16 protein-coding genes are annotated in these 17,825 nt (G+C 38.3%); 8 read left to right on the top strand and 8 right to left on the bottom strand.

Annotated elements, in window-relative coordinates; translation table 11 throughout:
• Positions 1-36: 36 nt before the first annotated feature.
• Positions 37-789, bottom strand: coding sequence for a DUF3298 and DUF4163 domain-containing protein (locus JM83_RS05675; RefSeq protein ID WP_261376367.1), 753 nt, complete (start codon positions 787-789; stop codon positions 37-39).
• A 91-nt stretch (positions 790-880) separates the two neighbouring features.
• On the opposite strand from JM83_RS05675, the gene JM83_RS05670 reads away from it, so the two are divergent.
• Positions 881-2,023 (top strand): cystathionine gamma-synthase, encoded by a 1,143-nt coding sequence (locus tag JM83_RS05670; RefSeq protein ID WP_144960187.1) that lies wholly within the window; start codon positions 881-883, stop codon positions 2,021-2,023.
• Between the two features lie 58 nt (positions 2,024-2,081).
• On the opposite strand, the gene JM83_RS05665 is transcribed toward JM83_RS05670, so the two are convergent.
• Positions 2,082-2,858, bottom strand: a complete 777-nt coding sequence (locus tag JM83_RS05665) for a THC0290_0291 family protein (RefSeq protein ID WP_144960185.1) — start codon at positions 2,856-2,858, stop codon at positions 2,082-2,084.
• 198 nt (positions 2,859-3,056) lie between these two features.
• Between JM83_RS05665 and gdhA the strand changes: the two genes are divergently transcribed.
• From gdhA to JM83_RS05630, 7 genes are all read left to right on the top strand, one after another.
• Positions 3,057-4,400, top strand: a complete 1,344-nt coding sequence (gene gdhA, locus JM83_RS05660; protein WP_144960183.1) for an NADP-specific glutamate dehydrogenase — start codon at positions 3,057-3,059, stop codon at positions 4,398-4,400.
• Positions 4,401-4,474: 74 nt separating this feature from the next.
• Positions 4,475-5,194 (top strand): DNA repair protein RecO, encoded by a 720-nt coding sequence (gene recO, locus JM83_RS05655; RefSeq protein WP_144960181.1) that lies wholly within the window; start codon positions 4,475-4,477, stop codon positions 5,192-5,194.
• Positions 5,195-7,600 (top strand): TonB-dependent receptor, encoded by a 2,406-nt coding sequence (locus JM83_RS05650; protein ID WP_144960180.1) that lies wholly within the window; start codon positions 5,195-5,197, stop codon positions 7,598-7,600.
• 172 nt (positions 7,601-7,772) lie between these two features.
• On the top strand, positions 7,773-11,174 hold the full coding sequence (gene ileS, locus JM83_RS05645) for an isoleucine--tRNA ligase (protein ID WP_144960178.1): 3,402 nt from the start codon (positions 7,773-7,775) through the stop codon (positions 11,172-11,174).
• Between the two features lie 4 nt (positions 11,175-11,178).
• Positions 11,179-11,562 carry a TraR/DksA family transcriptional regulator gene (locus JM83_RS05640; RefSeq protein WP_144960176.1) on the top strand — a complete coding sequence of 128 codons (384 nt, stop codon included), beginning with the start codon at positions 11,179-11,181 and terminating at the stop codon, positions 11,560-11,562.
• Between the two features lie 74 nt (positions 11,563-11,636).
• Entirely contained in the window at positions 11,637-12,254 is a 618-nt protein-coding gene (locus JM83_RS05635; protein ID WP_144960174.1) for a hypothetical protein, read from the top strand.
• Between the two features lie 42 nt (positions 12,255-12,296).
• Positions 12,297-12,923, top strand: coding sequence for a lipoprotein signal peptidase (locus tag JM83_RS05630; protein ID WP_144960172.1), 627 nt, complete (start codon positions 12,297-12,299; stop codon positions 12,921-12,923).
• On the opposite strand, the gene JM83_RS05625 is transcribed toward JM83_RS05630, so the two are convergent.
• From JM83_RS05625 to JM83_RS05600, 6 genes are all read right to left on the bottom strand, one after another.
• The gene (locus tag JM83_RS05625; RefSeq protein ID WP_144960170.1) at positions 12,920-13,339 is read right to left on the bottom strand and encodes a response regulator; all 420 of its coding nucleotides are present in this window, start codon (positions 13,337-13,339) and stop codon (positions 12,920-12,922) included. The two genes, JM83_RS05630 and JM83_RS05625, sit on opposite strands and share 4 nt — an antisense overlap.
• A 6-nt stretch (positions 13,340-13,345) precedes the next feature.
• A complete protein-coding gene (locus JM83_RS05620) occupies positions 13,346-14,797 on the bottom strand; it encodes a PAS domain-containing sensor histidine kinase (protein ID WP_144960168.1) in 1,452 nt (483 codons plus the stop codon).
• A 68-nt stretch (positions 14,798-14,865) separates the two neighbouring features.
• Positions 14,866-15,426 (bottom strand): 5-formyltetrahydrofolate cyclo-ligase, encoded by a 561-nt coding sequence (locus JM83_RS05615; protein WP_144960167.1) that lies wholly within the window; start codon positions 15,424-15,426, stop codon positions 14,866-14,868.
• Entirely contained in the window at positions 15,416-16,405 is a 990-nt protein-coding gene (locus tag JM83_RS05610) for a succinylglutamate desuccinylase/aspartoacylase family protein (protein ID WP_144960165.1), read from the bottom strand. The genes JM83_RS05615 and JM83_RS05610 overlap by 11 nt, the downstream gene beginning before the upstream one ends.
• 2 nt (positions 16,406-16,407) lie before the next feature.
• Positions 16,408-17,280 (bottom strand): 30S ribosomal protein S6--L-glutamate ligase, encoded by an 873-nt coding sequence (gene rimK / locus JM83_RS05605; RefSeq protein ID WP_144960163.1) that lies wholly within the window; start codon positions 17,278-17,280, stop codon positions 16,408-16,410.
• On the bottom strand, positions 17,252-17,701 hold the full coding sequence (locus tag JM83_RS05600; protein ID WP_144960161.1) for an ATP-dependent zinc protease: 450 nt from the start codon (positions 17,699-17,701) through the stop codon (positions 17,252-17,254). Before JM83_RS05600 ends, rimK begins: the two co-directional genes overlap by 29 nt.
• Between the last annotated feature and the right edge of the window lie 124 nt (positions 17,702-17,825).

Here is a 17,825-nt window from a genome sequence, read left to right as displayed (position 1 = left end):
ATAACTTTTATTGATTTTTTGGGGAACTTGTCAAAATTAAAGAATTTTGAAATACTTTTTAGCCTCTTCCATTTTGAATACCAACTGAATATTCCCTTCAGAATAAGATGCGATCTCGTAGGCATTATATCTTAAAACAACTTTATTTGGATAAAACCCGATATTTTGTGGAAGTTGAAATTTATCACCTTCAAAAAAGAAACCGGTACTGTTGATGGATTCATTCTCTGGAATATCATTATTCTTTCTGAACCTTTTTTCAGCAAAATCTTTAAAATCCTGCGAGAACAATTCTTTATTGGAAAGTAACCTACCCGTTTCGGGATTAAAATTCAAAAAAGTAATGCTCGTATAGCCGTGGGCGCCACCAGTAAATAGCGCGAGATCGAATTGAATAGAGATCAGTTTTTCAGATTCATAAGTAACCTTTCCTTCCACAAATGCCTCCCAAGGAATATTGTATTCTGCGAACTCTTTGGCGCTAGCTTCATAGTCGTCAATAAAGGTTTGTGCCAAGTTTTCCAGCGAATTTAATTCCTTGGCATCCTGGTAATCGATCAGTTTAATTATATGATCTTCTATGTGACTGTTCAATAAGTTGCTTCTGGTGTCTTTTCCCATTGCCCAAGGAACTTTAATGCCAATAAAGGTGCAATTTTCTTCTTCTGGATTGCAGTTCATTTCAGAAACTTGCTCGATATTCAGTTCATCAAAACTTAATTTGGGAACATCTTTATTGCAGCCAAGGAACAATAAGTTAAGTGTCAGGACTAAAACCAGTTTTTTCACAATGGGATTTCTATGTTAAATTCGGGATAAAGGTACGTGCTATTTTGTAGTTCCCCAATACGAGTAGTACATTTGCGACAAATATTTATTTATGAAATTCAACACTAAAACTATCCATGGAGGGCAACATAATATAGATCCCGCATACGGTTCTGTAATGCCTCCAATCTATCAAACCAGCACGTATTCTCAAACTACTCCTGGTGGACATAAAGGCTTTGAATATTCGCGTAGTGGAAATCCAACAAGATCTGCATTGGAGAATGCGCTTGCCAGTATTGAAAATGGAGAATTCGGACTTGCTTTCGGCTCTGGATTGGCAGCGATAGACGCAGTTATGAAATTATTCAAGCCCGGTGACGGGATCATCTCTACAAATGATCTTTATGGAGGTTCTTATAGACTTTTTACAAAGATTTTTGAAGGACTTGGCCTTAAATTTCATTTTGTTGGAATGCAAGATGTATCCAAGATCGAGGAACATATCAACGAGAACACAAAGTTATTATGGGTAGAAACGCCTACAAACCCGATGATGAATATTATTGATATTGTTGCGTGTTCCAAGCTTGCTAAAAAACACCATATTTTATTGGCGGTAGACAATACGTTTGCTACACCGTATTTGCAACTTCCGTTGGATTTAGGCGCAGATATAGTAATGCATAGTGCCACTAAATATTTAGGAGGGCATAGCGATGTAGTAATGGGTTCTCTTGTTGTTAAGGATAAAGAACTTGCAGATAGATTGTATTTTGTTCAAAATGCAAGTGGTGCCGTTTGTGGGCCACAAGACAGCTTTTTAGTACTTAGGGGAATTAAAACCCTTCATATTAGAATGCAAAGGCATTGTGAGAATGGAGAAAAAGTGGCAAAGTTCTTAAAATCCCATCCTAAAGTAGATAAGGTGTACTGGCCTGGTTTCGAAGATCATCCAAATCATGATATCGCAAAAGCGCAAATGAACGGTTTTGGAGGAATGATCTCTTTTACCACTTCAGAAAAAACTTTGGAAAGTGCCATTAAGGTTATAGAAAACCTAAAAGTTTTCACTTTAGCTGAATCCCTTGGGGGTGTGGAGTCTTTAGCTGGTCATCCAGCTAGTATGACGCATGCCTCTATTCCCAAAGAGGAAAGGGAGAAAACAGGAGTGGTAGATTCTTTAATTCGATTAAGTGTAGGGATCGAAGATGATGAGGATCTTATTGAAGATTTAAAACAAGCTTTGGGATAGAGTATCCCGAAATATAATTATAAGAAAAGGTATCAACTTGGTTGAGACCTTTTTTGCTTTAATAATTTAGGTAATAGATAAATCCGAAGTTCAGCCAGAAAACCATATCGTTATATTTGTTTTGTGGCGCATCTATATTCAATCCATCTATCCAATCTACGTCGTAATATTGAAACCTGCCTTCAATCAAGATATCTGCAACCGGGCTTATTTTATATCTGGTCCCCGCAATTCCCACGATAGCCCAAGTAGAACCCCCATCTAAATCTATTCCTCCTACAAAAGTTGGGAAAATATTATTAGGATCGCTTAAAGGCCCAAAATCTGAATAGGCATCAGGGTTATAATTCACAAAGTGAACACCTAAACTAACAAAAGGCATAAAGAGATAAGAGAAAGCACTGTAATCGCGAATGCTCAGTGGGTAATACTCTAAATGTGTTCCAATTTCAAAGGTTTGGGTTTTACCGTGCATTCCTCTTAGGAGTTTACCACCAAGCGTATTTTTATCTGCGACCGGGCCAATGTGCTCCAAATTTGTCTTAAAATAGTCCAATTCGGTTCTAATTTTAAAATGATCGTTGAAATATCTGTCCACACTATAGCAATTACACTCGGCCCTGTAGGCAAAATTCAGGTAATGCACGAGGCCTATTCCTATTCCGGAGTTACTTATATTATTTTGTAGGTCGTAGCGCTCCCCGTAATCTGTCAAAAAGGAGGTAGGCCCTACCAATACTCCAATTTCGTGAGAAATCCCGAGTTGGGCAAAACCACGTTCTTTACAGAAAAGAAGGAGGAATAAGATCAAAATAATAAGCGGGGGTCTTACCATACACAACGAGTTGATGTATAAACAAATATATAAAAATGGAAATAACGAAGATATAATTATTAATACTACTTATATCTACTAGCCGTATAAAGAGTTAATATTATATGAAAATTCAAAATTTGAAGGTACTTCTTCATATAAAATTTATATTTGCAATTAATTACGAAAACGTTATAATTAACAATTTAGCACTATACTATGGAGCAAAGTGTAAAAGACTTTTTGGAGGTGGTTTCTAAAAGAAATCAGAACGAACCAGAATTTATGCAAGCCGTACATGAGGTTGCCGAAACGGTAATCCCATTTATAGAAAAAAACAAAAAATACCAGAATGCCATGCTTTTAGAGCGAATGGTGGAACCAGAGCGCATAGTCATGTTCAGGGTGCCATGGTTGGACGATAAAGGAAATACACAAATAAACAGGGGTTTCAGAATCCAAATGAACTCTGCTATTGGACCTTACAAAGGTGGTTTGCGTTTTCACCCAACTGTCAACCTTAGTGTTTTGAAATTCCTGGCTTTCGAGCAGGTTTTCAAAAACAGCTTAACCACATTGCCAATGGGTGGTGGTAAAGGAGGATCGGATTTTGACCCAAAAGGAAAATCCGATAATGAAGTAATGAAATTTTGCCAAAGTTTTATGACCGAACTACAACGCCACATTGGAGCAGATACAGATGTGCCTGCAGGAGATATAGGAGTTGGTGGTCGTGAGATTGGATTCTTGTTTGGACAATACAAGCGCATTAGAAATGAATTTACCGGGATCCTTACTGGAAAAGGGCGTTCTTATGGAGGTTCGTTAATTCGTCCAGAAGCAACAGGGTACGGAAATGTTTATTTCGCACAAAACATGTTGGCTTTAAAAGGAGATAAGTTGGAGGGAAAAAGAGTAGTAATATCAGGTTCTGGGAATGTTGCGCAGTACGCTGCAGAAAAAGCGACGCAACTTGGAGCTAAAGTGATCACCATGTCCGATTCTGGTGGATATATCCTAGATGAGACTGGGATAGATGCTGAAAAATTGGCATTTGTAATGGAACTTAAGAATGAAAAGCGTGGTAGAATTTCTGAATATGCCGATAAATTTAAAAGCGCTAAATATTTCGAAGGAGAAACTCCGTGGAGTACCAAATGTGATATCGCTTTGCCATGTGCTACCCAAAATGAACTGCACGAAGACGATGCCAAGCAATTGGTAAAAAATGGTTGCAAATTGGTTGGAGAAGGTGCTAACATGCCAACTACCCCAGAGGCTATTGAAATTTTCCAAAAAGCTAATATTTTGTTCTCTCCCGGAAAAGCTTCCAACGCAGGAGGGGTAGCAACATCTGGTCTTGAGATGTCCCAAAACTCAATGAGATACAACTGGACAGCAGAAGATGTAGATAAAAAACTTCATGAGATCATGAAAAATATTCATGATGCATGTGTGGAGTACGGAAGCGATGGAAATGGAAATGTAGATTACGTGAAAGGAGCGAACATCGCTGGTTTCGTAAAGGTAGCAGATGCTATGCTTGCGCAGGGAGTAGTATAATTTCACTTATATTATAGAATTAAGAAAGCCGCTATTAGCGGCTTTTTTATTTATCTTTCCGCAAAATTTTAGCCATGGTAGTTCATACCAATGCAATTGTAATAAGCGCTTTAAAATATGCAGAGGCCGATTTGATCGTGAAATGTTACACGCAAAAATCGGGGCTTAAAACCTATATGTTGCGAGGGATTCTAAAATCCAGAAAAGGAAAATTCAAAGCCTCTCTTTTTCAGCCTTTAACACAGTTGGAGCTAGTGGCGAAACATAAAGATAAGGGGAGTCTGGAATATTTGCAAGATGCCAAGATTTTAGTGCATTATCAAACCCTACATACCGAGGTGGTTAAATCTACCATGGTGATGTTTATTTCAGAAATGCTGAAGAATACCATTCATGAAGAGGAGAAAAATGAAGAATTGTATGATTATTTGGAAAACACCTTTAATTGGCTGGATTCACATTCGGACATTGCGAATTTTCATCTATTGTTTTTGCTGAAATTGACCAGGCACCTAGGTTTTTACCCTGAAGATTCAGAAAAAAATCTCATGTATTTTAATTTACTGGATGGTGTGTTTCAACATTCAAAAACAAATGTTTATTGTATAGGTGGCGGTTTGCTCAATAATTTGAAGCTTTTATTGGGCACAAAATTTGAGGCACTAGGCCAAGTAAAACTCAGCAAACCCAATAGGGCTGAATTGCTGGAATTGTTGCTGAACTATTATCAATTACACATAGAATCCTTTAAAAAACCCAAATCCCTGACCGTACTTCACGAAATATTTAATTAAATGCGATTTTCCCACCTTGCCCTTTTTTGTTTTTTAATTGTTGTTTCTGGCCTTCGGGCTCAGGAAATTGTTGTTTTGGATCAGGATTCAAAAGAACCATTGGTGAATGTGGCCATCTATAATATTGGTAAAACCAAGAACAGCATTACCAATTTAAATGGGAGGGCAGATATTTCGAAATTCAATTTAGATGAGGTATTGATTTTTAAGCATATTTCGCATTTGGAGAAGCGTATGTTGAAATCGGAAATAAGTACAAGTAGCAAGGTCTTTTTATTACAAGATGAAAACATGTTGCAGGAAGTAGTGCTTTCTGTGGCCAAATTTCAGCAGGAGAAAAAAGACATCCCACAAAGAATAGTAAGTTTATCTTCAGAAGAAATAGCTTTTTCCAATGCTCAAACTGCCGCAGATCTTATGGAAAGTTCGGGGAATGTATATGTTCAAAAAAGTCAGTTGGGAGGAGGAAGCCCCATGATTCGAGGTTTTTCGACCAATAGATTGTTAATTGCAGTGGATGGGGTGCGTATGAATACCGCAATTTTTAGGAGTGGAAACATCCAAAACATCATTTCCATAGATCCCCTCGCTGTGGAGCGGGCAGAGATCATTTTGGGCCCGGGATCGGTAGTGTATGGAAGCGATGCTATTGGAGGGGTAATGAATTTTTATACGCTGAAACCTTCTTATTCCCTTGAAGGGAAAAAACAATTGTCAGTAAATGCTTATTCGAGATATGCGACTGCCAATGAGGAAAAGACAACTCATGCCGATTTTAATATCGGGATCGAAAAATGGGCTTTTTTAAGCAGTGTTACGTATTCAGATTTTGGGGATCTTAAAATGGGAAGTCATGGCCCGGATGAATTTTTGCGACCGGAGTATGTAAGTAGCATAAATGGAGAAGATAGGGTGGTTTCCAATCCAGATCCTAAAGTGCAGGTTCCTACTGGTTACAATCAGATAAACTTGCTTCAAAAAGTGGCTTTTATGCCAAATGAGGATTGGGATTTTAGTCTTGGATTGATCTATTCCAAGACATCAGACTATTCCAGATACGATAGATTGGTTCAAAAAAGGGATGGAAATTTACGCTATGCTGAATGGTATTATGGACCACAATCCTGGTTTATGGGGAACTTCAACCTTAATAAAAACGGAAATGGTAAACGCTACGATAAAGTGCAATTTACTGCTGCGTACCAAAATTTTGTAGAAAGTCGTTTCGATAGAAAATTTGAAGACGAAAAGCTTTATGAAAATGAAGAAAAGGTAGCTGCCTATTCTGCCAACCTGGATTTTGAGAAAGACTTTGGTGAGGACAAACTTTTTTATGGGATGGAATATGTTTTGGATATTGTGAGCTCAACTGGAGCAAATAGGAATATTTTAACCAGTGAAATGGGGCGAAATGCTTCCAGATATCCCGATGGGGCCACCTGGCAATCCTTAGCGGCTTATTCCAGTTATAATTGGAAACTGAACGAAGCTTTAAGTTTGCAATCTGGATTGCGTTACAATCATATTATTATCAAAGCAGATTTCCCGGCTTCGGTTTATGATTTTCCTTTTAGCAATGCTAACATTAATACGGGAGCCCTTACGGGGAGTGCCGGGCTTAGTTGGCAACAAAACAAGAATACAGAGTGGAAATTGAATCTATCTACCGCATTTCGCGCACCGAATATTGATGATATCGGAAAGATATTCGATTCTGAGCCGGGCGCTGTTGTTACGCCAAATCCCAACCTGAAACCAGAATACGCCTACAATGGGGAAATGGGCGTAAAATGGCATTTGTTTGAAGGTTTCATTTTAGACCTAGCTACTTTTTACACCTATTTGGATGATGCGATGGTAAGGCGGGATTATACGATGGATGGAAGAACGACCATCGAATACCAAGGAGAACCGAATAGGGTACAGGCGATACAAAATGCGGCTAGCGCCTATGTTTATGGGTTTGAAGGAGGATTGGAAGCAAAATTGCTGAACAACTTAAAACTTGTCTCTCAAATTACAATTACCAAAGGAAAAGAGGAACAGGAGGATGGAAGTAAAGCACCGCTTAGACATGCTGCACCGCTTTATGGAAACACGCATTTGGTCTGGAACAAGAATAGGTTGAAACTGGACCTGTTTTCAGAATATAATGGAAAATTGGATTTCGCGGAGCTAGCTCCTTCAGAACAGGACAAGGCTTATTTATATGCCATGGATAGCAATGGAAATCCTTATTTCGCAGGTTGGTATACTTTAAGTTTCACGGGACAATACCTTCTTTCAGAAAATTGGACAGCAACCATTTCTCTAGAGAACATCACGGACCAGCTGTATAGGACTTATTCTTCAGGAATCTCGGCCGCTGGTAGGAATTTAATTTTGGCGGTGAGGTATAGTTTGTAAGTATATTACTTCTTCAAATTTAGAAGCTTTCAGATTACCTAAAAACACTCTTTTTTTAACGCGCGTTTTTATTGAATTATCTGATGGTTAAATCCTTAGCTTTTTACTCAATAACAGTCTTCTCTTTATTCAAAAATCATTATTTTCGCAACTCAAAAGAAATTACGAGATAATGAGCGCAAAGTTCCCTGAGTATAAAGGACTTGACTTACCAAAAGTTGCTGAAGAAATTCTTGACTATTGGAAAGAGGATGAGATTTTTGAAAAAAGCATGAGTTTGCGAGAGGGCGCCAAACCTTTTGTGTTTTTTGAAGGACCTCCTTCGGCAAATGGCCTACCGGGAATTCACCACGTGATGGCGCGCTCCATTAAAGATATTTTTTGCCGATATAAAACTCAAAAAGGATTTCAGGTTAAGAGAAAAGCAGGATGGGATACCCATGGGTTGCCCATTGAGCTTGGCGTAGAAAAAGAACTAGGGATCACTAAAGAGGATATTGGCACCAAAATAAGTGTAGAGAAATACAACGAAGCCTGTAAAAGTGCAGTCATGCGTTATACGGGAATTTGGAACGATCTTACCGAAAAAATGGGATATTGGGTAGATATGGAAGATCCATATATCACCTACAAGTCCAAATATATGGAAACGGTTTGGTGGTTGCTTTCTGAAATATATAAGAAAGGGCTTATCTATAAAGGATATACCATTCAGCCTTATTCCCCAAAAGCAGGAACTGGATTGAGTTCTCATGAGCTGAATCAGCCGGGGACCTACCAAGATGTCACAGATACCACGGTGACGGCGATGTTTAAAGCTAAGCCAGAAACCTTACCGGATTTCCTTTCGGAAGTTTCCAACGAGATCTATTTGACCGCATGGACAACGACTCCTTGGACCCTACCTTCCAACACCGCGCTTACTGTTGGACCAAAAATAGAATATGCATTGGTTTCTACTTTTAATCAGTATACTTTTCAGCCAATTCATGTTATCATGGCGAAGAATTTGGTAGCAAAGCAATTCGATAAGAAATTCAATAAAGTTGAAAATAAGGAGGCTCTGGAAGCCTATAAGCAAGGAGATAAAATCCCATATTTTATAGAAAAAACCTTTAAGGGAGCCGATCTGGTTGGGATGAGATATGAGCAATTAATGCCGTATGCACAGCCTTACGAAAATCCTGAAAATGCGTTTAGGGTGATCGCCGGGGATTTTGTTACTACCGAAGATGGTACCGGAATAGTACATACTGCTCCAACTTTTGGTGCAGATGATGCCATGGTTGCAAAACAAGCAGTTCCTGAGGTACCGCCATTATTGGTGAAAGACAAGAACGATAATTTAGTGCCTTTGGTAGATCTTCAGGGAAAGTTTAGGGAAGAACTTGGAGCGCTTGGCGGAAAATATGTGAAGAATGAATATTATGAAGATGGAGAAGCGCCAGAGAGATCTGTAGATGTAGAGATCGCAATTCAGTTAAAAGAAGACAACCGTGCTTTTAAAGTTGAAAAATATGTGCACAGTTATCCAAACTGCTGGAGAACAGATAAACCTATTTTATACTACCCTTTAGATTCTTGGTTCATTAAAGTGACCGATTTTAAGGACAGAATGTTTGAGCTGAACCAGACGATCAACTGGAAGCCAAAAGCAACCGGCGAGGGAAGGTTTGGAAATTGGTTGGCCAATGCAAACGACTGGAATTTATCCAGAAGTAGGTATTGGGGCGTGCCATTGCCTATTTGGAGGACAGAAGACGGGAAAGAAGAAATAATGATAGGTTCTATTAAAGAACTAAAAGCGGAAATAAGCAAGGCTGTTGAAGCCGGATTTATGACCGAAGACATTTTTGCTGAATTTGAAGAGGATAATTTCTCTGATGAGAATTACGAACTGGTAGACCTTCACAAGAATGTGGTAGATACTATTATTCTGGTTTCAGCTTCAGGAAAACCGATGAAACGTGAATCAGATCTTATAGATGTGTGGTTCGATTCTGGTTCTATGCCGTATGCGCAGTGGCATTATCCTTTCGAGAACAAGGAGATGGTGGAGGGCGGCGAGCGAAAAGCCGATTTCATTGCGGAAGGAGTAGACCAGACCCGGGGTTGGTTCTATACGCTGCACGCTATTGCAACGATGATCTTTGATGATGTTGCCTACAAGAATGTTGTTTCCAACGGGTTGGTACTGGACAAGAACGGACAAAAAATGTCCAAACGCCTTGGAAATGCAGTAGATCCTTTTGAAACCTTGGCTGCTTTTGGGCCAGATGCCACCAGGTGGTATATGATCTCCAATGCAAACCCATGGGATAACCTGAAATTTGACATTGAAGGTATTGCAGAGGTCAGCAGAAAATTCTTCGGAACACTTTATAATACGTATTCTTTCTTTGGTTTATATGCCAATTTGGATAATTTCAGTTATAAAGAGGAAGATGTGCCAATGAAAGACCGTCCGGAAATAGATCGTTGGGTACTTTCAGAATTGCATACGCTTATTGAAAAAGTAGATAAATTCTATGCAGACTATGAGCCAACCAAAGCTACCAGGGCGATTTCAGAATTTGTTCAGGAAAACTTAAGTAACTGGTTTGTAAGATTGAGCAGAAGAAGGTTCTGGAAAGGCGATTACGAGCAGGATAAAATTTCAGCATACCAAACTTTATATACCTGTTTATTAACGGTAGCTAAATTAGGTTCTCCGGTAGCGCCATTTTTTATGGATAAACTATATAAGGACTTAAATGAAGTTTCAGGAAAAGAGCAATTCTCTTCGGTGCATTTAGCAGATTTCCCTGTTTTTGATAAATCGATGATCGATGCATCCTTGGAGCATAAAATGCAAAAAGCACAAACCATTTCTTCCTTGGTGCTTTCTTTACGTAAAAAAGAAATGATCAAAGTGCGCCAACCTTTACAAAGAGTGATGATCCCGGTTTTGGATGAAGCGCAAAGAGCAGAGATCCTGGCCGTGGAAGATCTTATAAAATCTGAAGTGAACGTAAAGTCCATAGAGCTAATAGATGATGCTTCGGGCTTGCTTGTAAAACAGGTAAAACCTAATTTTAAAGTTCTGGGGCCTAGGTATGGCAAGGATATGAAGGCTGTAGTTGGAGTTATTAACAATTTCACCGCAAAAGACATAGAAACTGTTGAGAAGGATGGCGAAATTGCTGTTGATGTTAACGGAAAAATGATTAAATTGGCGGGCACAGATGTTATCATCACATCGCAGGATATTGAAGGATGGTTAGTTGCCAGTAGCGGAAAGATTACGGTAGCGTTAGATGTAAGCATTTCGGAAGAATTGAAAAAAGAAGGAATTGCTCGGGAATTGGTAAATAGAATTCAGAACTTAAGAAAGGATTCCGGCCTGGAAGTAACCGATACCATAGATGTGACCCTGCTTAGAGATGGCATTGTCGAGGATGCTGTACAACAAAATATAAAGTATATTAAGAACGAGACACTCACTGCAAATCTCGAGTTTGCAGATGTAATTAATATTGGTACGGAAATTGAATTCGACGATATCGTTACAAAGCTGAGTATCAAAAAACATTAAGCCAATGTCAACAGAAATTAAAGAACGTTACAGCGATGCCGATCTGGCAGAATTCAAGACCTTGATCTTAGAAAAGATAAGAAAGGCACAAGAGCAATTAGATCTTTACAAGAGTGCATATGTGAACGATGGTAACAATGGGACCGATGATACCTCGCCCACGTTCAAAGCTTTTGAAGAAGGAAGTGAAACACAAAGTAAAGAAGCCAACTCTCAACTTGCAATTAGGCAGGAGAAATTTATAAGGGACTTAAAAAACGCACTGGTGCGTATTGAAAGTAAAACTTATGGAATATGTAGGGTTACTGGAAAGCTAATTGCAAAGGAGCGTCTAAAGTTGGTTCCTCATGCAACCTTAAGTATTGAAGCAAAAAACATGCAGCGTTAATTTTTAAGGCTCTTACAATAATTTAAACGCTCCAGCTATTTATGGCTTGGAGCGTTTTTTGTATCACACTAACCATGAAAGTCAACCTAATTTTTTTGCTTTTCTTGTTTACGCTTTTTGCTTCTGCACAAAAGGACACTTCTCGGCAATTGGAGGCAGCCGGGATTAAAAGTGTATATATAAATACAGATGAAGTCTTTAAGATCCTTATTAAAACCACAAATAGCGACCAGATTTCTATTTCTACTCATTCTGAAGGAGAATATTTTAATGACATCACTTTGAATTCTGAAGCGAAGGGAAATTCACTTTACCTTTCAACACAGTTTCCTGAGATCTTGCAAAGTGGGTACGATAAATTAAGCGCACATAAAGTATTTTCGCTAGAAGTAATCTTAGAAATTCCTGAAAATTTACAGGTTTTTATAAGGTCCAATATAGCAGCGGTGGAAGCTGAAGGATCGTATAATTTCATTGAGGCGCAATTAAAATCGGGGTATTGCAGTCTCTTTAATTTTACAGGAAATGCGCTAATTAACACCTATAATGGAGCTATCTCCATACAAACTACAGATGCAACCCTAACCGCTTCGTCTAGAAATGGGGAAGTTATTGTACCATTGGCCTTTAGTGGAAAACATCTAATAAAAGCCACCTCCATCAATGGAGCTATTAGAGTGGTGAAAAACTAAATAATATTAGTATTTTTGAGCCGATTTAATACAAGCCCATTCATGTCTTTAAAAAAAGCTTCCCTAATTATAATTTTGATCCTTTTGGTAGATCAAATCTCTAAAATCTATATTAAAACAAATTTCGTTTTAGGAGAGGAAGTTAAGGTGTTTGAATGGTTTAGTATCCTTTTTGTGGAAAATGAAGGGATGGCTTGGGGCGCAAAAATCCCCGGAGAATATGGTAAATTATTGCTTACCCTTTTTAGATTGGGTGCAATAGTTGGGATAGGCTATTGGTTATGGGATTCTGTAAGAAATAATGGTTCACGTATTTTGATTACTGCTATAGCATTTATTTTTGCGGGTGCTTTTGGAAATATTATAGATTCGGTTTTCTATGGTCTTATCTTCAACGATAGTTACGGCCATGTAGCTCAATTTTTGCCTGAAAATGGTGGCTATGGCACCTTGTTTCACGGGAAGGTGGTGGATATGCTTTATTTTCCCTTATATGAGGGAGTATTGCCCACGTGGATCCCTATTTGGGGCGGGGATTATTTTTCTTTCTTCGATCCTGTGTTCAATATAGCAGATACTGCAATTAGTGTAGGGGTTGGATTGTTGTTGCTTTTCAACAAAAAAGCATTTCCTAAAGCGGAAACAGAGGAAGTAGGGCATTCTTCTTAAGCAACACTTGCAACCCTGTCGAATATTTTTTCGAATTTCTTTAATTCTATCGGCTTTATCAAATAATCTGTAACCAGATTAAAAGATTTTGCCCTTTCCAGATCTCTGGGGTCTATAGAAGAGGAAACCACGTACAGCGTGATCTTTTTGTCGAATTGGTTTTTAATCTTGATAAACTCTCCCAAAAACTCCCATCCATCCATCACAGGCATGTTTAGGTCCAGGAAAATGATATCCGGCAACTTTTCTTCGGTCATATTGGTTAGGATAATTTTGAAGTATTCCAATGCTTCCAGCCCATTTTTGAAGATCAGTAAATTTTCCGATAATTTTTTGATTTCGATGATTTTTCTTACTAAGTTCACGTATATTTTATCATCATCGATAATACACGCTAGCTCCATTTTTTGCCCCATTAAGATCTAGAATTTAATTTTAAACGTTGTTCCAATATTCACGGTACTGGTAACAGAAATAGACCCTCCCATCGTTTCCACCTGATTTTTGGTGATAAACAAGCCTATACCTTTAGCATCTGGATTACGGTGAAATGTTTTGTACATACCAAACATTTTATCGCCATATTGATCCAGATCGATACCAATTCCATTATCGCTTATCTCCATGAAATTCTGGTCGTTAACAGAGTAGGTCTGTATGAAAATAACAGGGACTCTTCCAGGTTGTTTATATCGAATAGCATTAGTGATTAAATTTAGTAAAATACTTTCCAAGTATTCAGGAATATATGAAATTTCTTTCAAAGCCTTAAATTCTGCTATTATTTTGGCGCTTTCCCTGTTGATCAACGAAGACACCGAAGAAATAACAATGTCCAAAGATTGCTTGAAAGAAACCACCGTTCGCTCCTTTTTCAAAAGATTTTGATGGGAAACCATATCGTTGAGCCTTGAAATAGCTACATCTAGATTTTCTGATATATCTTCTACATTCTCTATAAGATCAATTTTGTCTTGTGCGTTTTTTGCTTCATTTAGCAATTGTACTACCAAACTTAAATTACTGCTGTGCGATCTTAGATTATGGGACACCACATGGGCAAAATTGAACAATCTGGAATTCTGGGCCGCAATAATGTCCAATGAGTTCTGCAAATTGAGCTCATTGCTTTTATTGTCATCTATATTTTGAAGGACTCCCCGAATTCCTATAATTTGCTGTTCCTCATTATAAACAGGTTTTCCAGTTGCTTGTACCCAAAATTCACGCCCGTAAAGCGTAACCATTTTAAGTTCTGTCTTAAAGGGGATCCCATATTTCTCACATTTTTCGAATATGGAATTGGCTTGTTCCTGATGTTCCGAAGCATAGAACTGTAACCTTTTATCGTAATCTGGATTGAAATCTTTTGGACAGTCCAAGATTTTTTTGGTAACATCGTCCCAATAGATCGATTTGGTGTTAATATCCATATACCATCCCCCGGTTGTGGTCATTTCTGCTGTTTCCCGGTAGTAGAAGAAGTTTTCCTCTATGGTATATTGGTCCCTTTTGGATTGATGGATGTTTACAAACAGCAGCACCGCAGTTTCTGTATTGTTGCTGTCCTTGCTTTTTAAATCCCGGCATTCGAACCATCTAAATTTCTCGTTCTTGAGTTTCAGTCTTATTTCTTGATTCAAGTCCTCGGAGCCCGATGTAAGATTTTCAAAAGCAACGCGAAAATCGTACCTATAGTCCTTGTGAAGGACGTTGTTCATAAAATATTCAAATATGGATTCATCAGCTGGAGGAGTGCCCACCAATGCTTCAAAATGATCGGACCAGCTAATTTCTTTTGTAAGAAGATCGATCTTCCAATAGGCAATGTCAAAGTCTTCTAAAATATTATTTAACTGAAGGTCGTTGAGCATCAATTATCTATCTAGGTAGATTAAATGTAAGGTAATGTTAAAAGCTAAGCAAATATAGGCGGTTATTTTTAAAAAATATATGTTTTATAGGGCGTAACACAGTAATCTAGTGGAATATCACTAATTTCCAATTCAGGAATCATAGTTTCAGCTTCAAAAAATGAAACCCCAACTTTTATTACATCTGGTTTACAGGATGCCAGAAAGATGTCGTAAAAGCCTTTCCCATACCCCACTCTATGGCCTTTTAGATCGAAAGCAAGCAAGGGAATAAAGACAACATCGATTTTTTCGGAAGGAATTTCTATTCCGTCAACAGGCTCTGGAATATTCCATTTATTCTTCTTTATAACGGTCGTGTCCGTAAGTAAAAAATTATGTAGTTTTCTTGTATTAAAATCGCTTTTTGAAAGGATTACATTTTTATCCTTTCCTTGTAAAATGTGAAGGATGAATTCGGTTTCAACCTCTTTTTTTTCAGCAATACTTAGAAATAGATGATAATATTCCAGATCCCAAATAGGTAACTGAAGCAATCTGTTGGCGATTTCCAGGCTGAATTCTTCAATTTGATCTGGTGTCAATTCGTTCCTCTTCGACGCATATTTTTTGCGCAGCTTATTCTTCATCGGGCAATTTAGCGGGGATAGATAAATGAAATATAGCATCTCCTTGATAAACGATTGGAGACTCGTTCACATTAATTACATAACCTGCATAGGAAGCAGTTACTTTATGCCTGAATTTCCCATAAGGATCTGTAATGGTAGCTATATATTCCCCTTTTTCTACATGCTTGCCACAGGCTATCTTTACGTGGATTAGGCCGCTATATTTTGCGCGCATCCATGTGCTGTTTTCAATAATAATACTGTCCAAAGGCGGATCTTCACAGATAAAACGGGGTTTTAGCATTTCCATATGCTTAAGGACCCTCATGGTTCCATCTACTCCAAACTTTGCAATATCCTTATTGCTGTCCAAAGATTTTCCACCTTCAAATAACAGCACGGTCTTCCCTAATCGTTTACAAGTTTCCCTATATGATTTGCCAATAGTCTTGGAGTAATAGGTGAAAGGCGCATTGAATATTTTGGCATATTTCTTCCCTTCTTCGTCGTCCTTTTGAATTCTTATTTGTGCCACATTGAACCTGCTGGCCCCTCCAGTGTGAAAATCCATGCAAAAATCGGCTACGGGAAGTATTTTTTGGACAAACTGATAGGCAAACCTACTTGCCAAAGAGCCATTTTTGGTTCCTGGAAAAACCCTGTTAAGATCCCTTCCATCGGGAAATTCACGGGAAAGATTTAAAAACCCAAATACATTTACAATGGGAATACAAATAACGGTACCAATAACAGGCTTATTGATCCCTTTAGAAATTAGTTGGCGCACAATTTCCACTCCATTTATCTCGTCTCCATGGATTCCTGCTGTAATTAGGATAACAGGCCCTGGTTTTTTGGAACGTTCAATTATTACCGGTACTTCCACAGAAGTCGTTGTATATAATTTTGCCATATTTAGGTTGATGACAGCACCTTGACCAGGCAAAATTTTCTTGCCCAAGATTTCCAAAACATTGCTTTTATCTATATGACCCATATTTATGAATGTCTTTCTATATATCTAATGATGGATTTTGCGATATCCCGCCCCGTAGCAGTTTCTATCCCTTCCAATCCAGGAGACGAATTTACTTCTAATATAAGTGGTCCCCTAGAACTTTGCAACATATCTACTCCAGCAACCCCCAAGCCCATTGCTTTTGCAGCTTTTATGGCAGCAGCTTCTTCCTCATCTGTAAGTTCTATGATACTGGCTGTTCCCCCACGGTGAAGGTTGGACCTAAATTCTCCTTCTTTTCCTTGACGTTTCATAGCGCCAACAACCTGTCCATCCACCACCAGGGCTCTTATATCTGCACCACCAGCTTCTTTGATAAATTCTTGGACTATCACTCTTGCCTGTAAACCATTAAAGGCTTCGATCACAGATTCTGCTGCGTTTTGGGTTTCTGCTAAAACTACACCTAGACCTTGTGTCCCTTCCAATAACTTTATAACTAAGGGAGCGCCTCCTACATGAGCGATCACTTCTCCCACATCTTTAGAGTAGTTTGTGAAAATTGTTTTTGGCAGACCCAATCTGGCTCTGGATAAAACCTGTAAACATCTTAATTTATCCCTGCTGCGCATTAAAGATTGGGCAGAAGTTGTGGTAAAGACACCATTCATTTCAAACTGCCGCACTACTGCCGTACCATAAAAGGTGATGGATGCGCCAATCCTGGGGATTACGGCATCTGTTGCTTCTAAAACCCTCCCCTTATAAAAAATAGAAGGCTTCTTTTTTTCAATAATCAAGTCACATTTTAGGGGATCTATAACCTCTACGTGATGATCTCTTTTTTTGGCAGCTTCAACAAGTCGCCTAGTAGAATAAAGACTGCTATTTCTTGACAGTATTTTTATGTTCATTTAGTTTCAAATTATAAGAGACATCTGTTAACTCGGTATCTACAATAAACTTTTTGGTAAGGAATTTCCTGCCTATTAACACGGGGTAACGCATTTCCTGCCTGGCAGATAAAGAAAGCGAAATTTTATAAAGCTTATTAAAAATTTTAATGGTGGATTGCACCTGAAACCGCTTTTGAATAATGCCATTGCTGCTCCGTACAAACACAATGTCATAATCTTTAAAAACGATTTCTTTTCCATTGTAAAGTGGATGCTCTTCATCCAAAAAAGTACAGTGCAATGCATCTTCTTTTTCCACAATATTATTGCAATGAATGGATGAAGTATATGCTCCTGTATCGATTTTTATTGCGATGTTTTCCATTTTCAACATCGGGAAATCGGCTTTGTCAAATTTTCCTATTACTCTTTTCTCCATGGTCGCAAGGTACTAAATTGATTATTGAGAATGTTTTTGAACTGGCGAAATACCAAATTATTTAAAAACATGCTTCCCAAGGAAGAAGAACTAAAATTTAAAGTATTTCAGAAAGGCAGAAAGA

It is taken from the genome of Gillisia sp. Hel_I_86, assembly GCF_007827275.1.
In the GTDB taxonomy this organism is placed as follows: Bacteria; Bacteroidota; Bacteroidia; order Flavobacteriales; family Flavobacteriaceae; genus Gillisia.
Note: the sequence above shows the minus strand (reverse complement) of the source record. Positions and strands in the feature narration are given on the sequence as shown.

Excerpts from the sequence above, each read along its gene's own strand:
- JM83_RS05600 (WP_144960161.1), bottom strand. The coding sequence starts at position 17,701 with ATGGAGAAAAGAGTAATAGGAAAATTTGACAAAGCCGATTTCCCGATG.
- JM83_RS05610 (WP_144960165.1), bottom strand. The coding sequence starts at position 16,405 with ATGGGTCATATAGATAAAAGCAATGTTTTGGAAATCTTGGGCAAGAAA.
- rimK (WP_144960163.1), bottom strand. The coding sequence starts at position 17,280 with ATGAACATAAAAATACTGTCAAGAAATAGCAGTCTTTATTCTACTAGG.
- JM83_RS05625 (WP_144960170.1), bottom strand. The coding sequence starts at position 13,339 with ATGGGGCAAAAAATGGAGCTAGCGTGTATTATCGATGATGATAAAATA.
- JM83_RS05620 (WP_144960168.1), bottom strand. The coding sequence starts at position 14,797 with ATGCTCAACGACCTTCAGTTAAATAATATTTTAGAAGACTTTGACATT.
- JM83_RS05635 (WP_144960174.1), top strand. The coding sequence starts at position 11,637 with ATGAAAGTCAACCTAATTTTTTTGCTTTTCTTGTTTACGCTTTTTGCT.
- JM83_RS05650 (WP_144960180.1), top strand. The coding sequence starts at position 5,195 with ATGCGATTTTCCCACCTTGCCCTTTTTTGTTTTTTAATTGTTGTTTCT.
- gdhA (WP_144960183.1), top strand. The coding sequence starts at position 3,057 with ATGGAGCAAAGTGTAAAAGACTTTTTGGAGGTGGTTTCTAAAAGAAAT.
- JM83_RS05670 (WP_144960187.1), top strand. The coding sequence starts at position 881 with ATGAAATTCAACACTAAAACTATCCATGGAGGGCAACATAATATAGAT.
- recO (WP_144960181.1), top strand. The coding sequence starts at position 4,475 with ATGGTAGTTCATACCAATGCAATTGTAATAAGCGCTTTAAAATATGCA.
- JM83_RS05615 (WP_144960167.1), bottom strand. The coding sequence starts at position 15,426 with ATGAAGAATAAGCTGCGCAAAAAATATGCGTCGAAGAGGAACGAATTG.
- JM83_RS05665 (WP_144960185.1), bottom strand. The coding sequence starts at position 2,858 with ATGGTAAGACCCCCGCTTATTATTTTGATCTTATTCCTCCTTCTTTTC.
- JM83_RS05630 (WP_144960172.1), top strand. The coding sequence starts at position 12,297 with ATGTCTTTAAAAAAAGCTTCCCTAATTATAATTTTGATCCTTTTGGTA.
- ileS (WP_144960178.1), top strand. The coding sequence starts at position 7,773 with ATGAGCGCAAAGTTCCCTGAGTATAAAGGACTTGACTTACCAAAAGTT.
- JM83_RS05640 (WP_144960176.1), top strand. The coding sequence starts at position 11,179 with ATGTCAACAGAAATTAAAGAACGTTACAGCGATGCCGATCTGGCAGAA.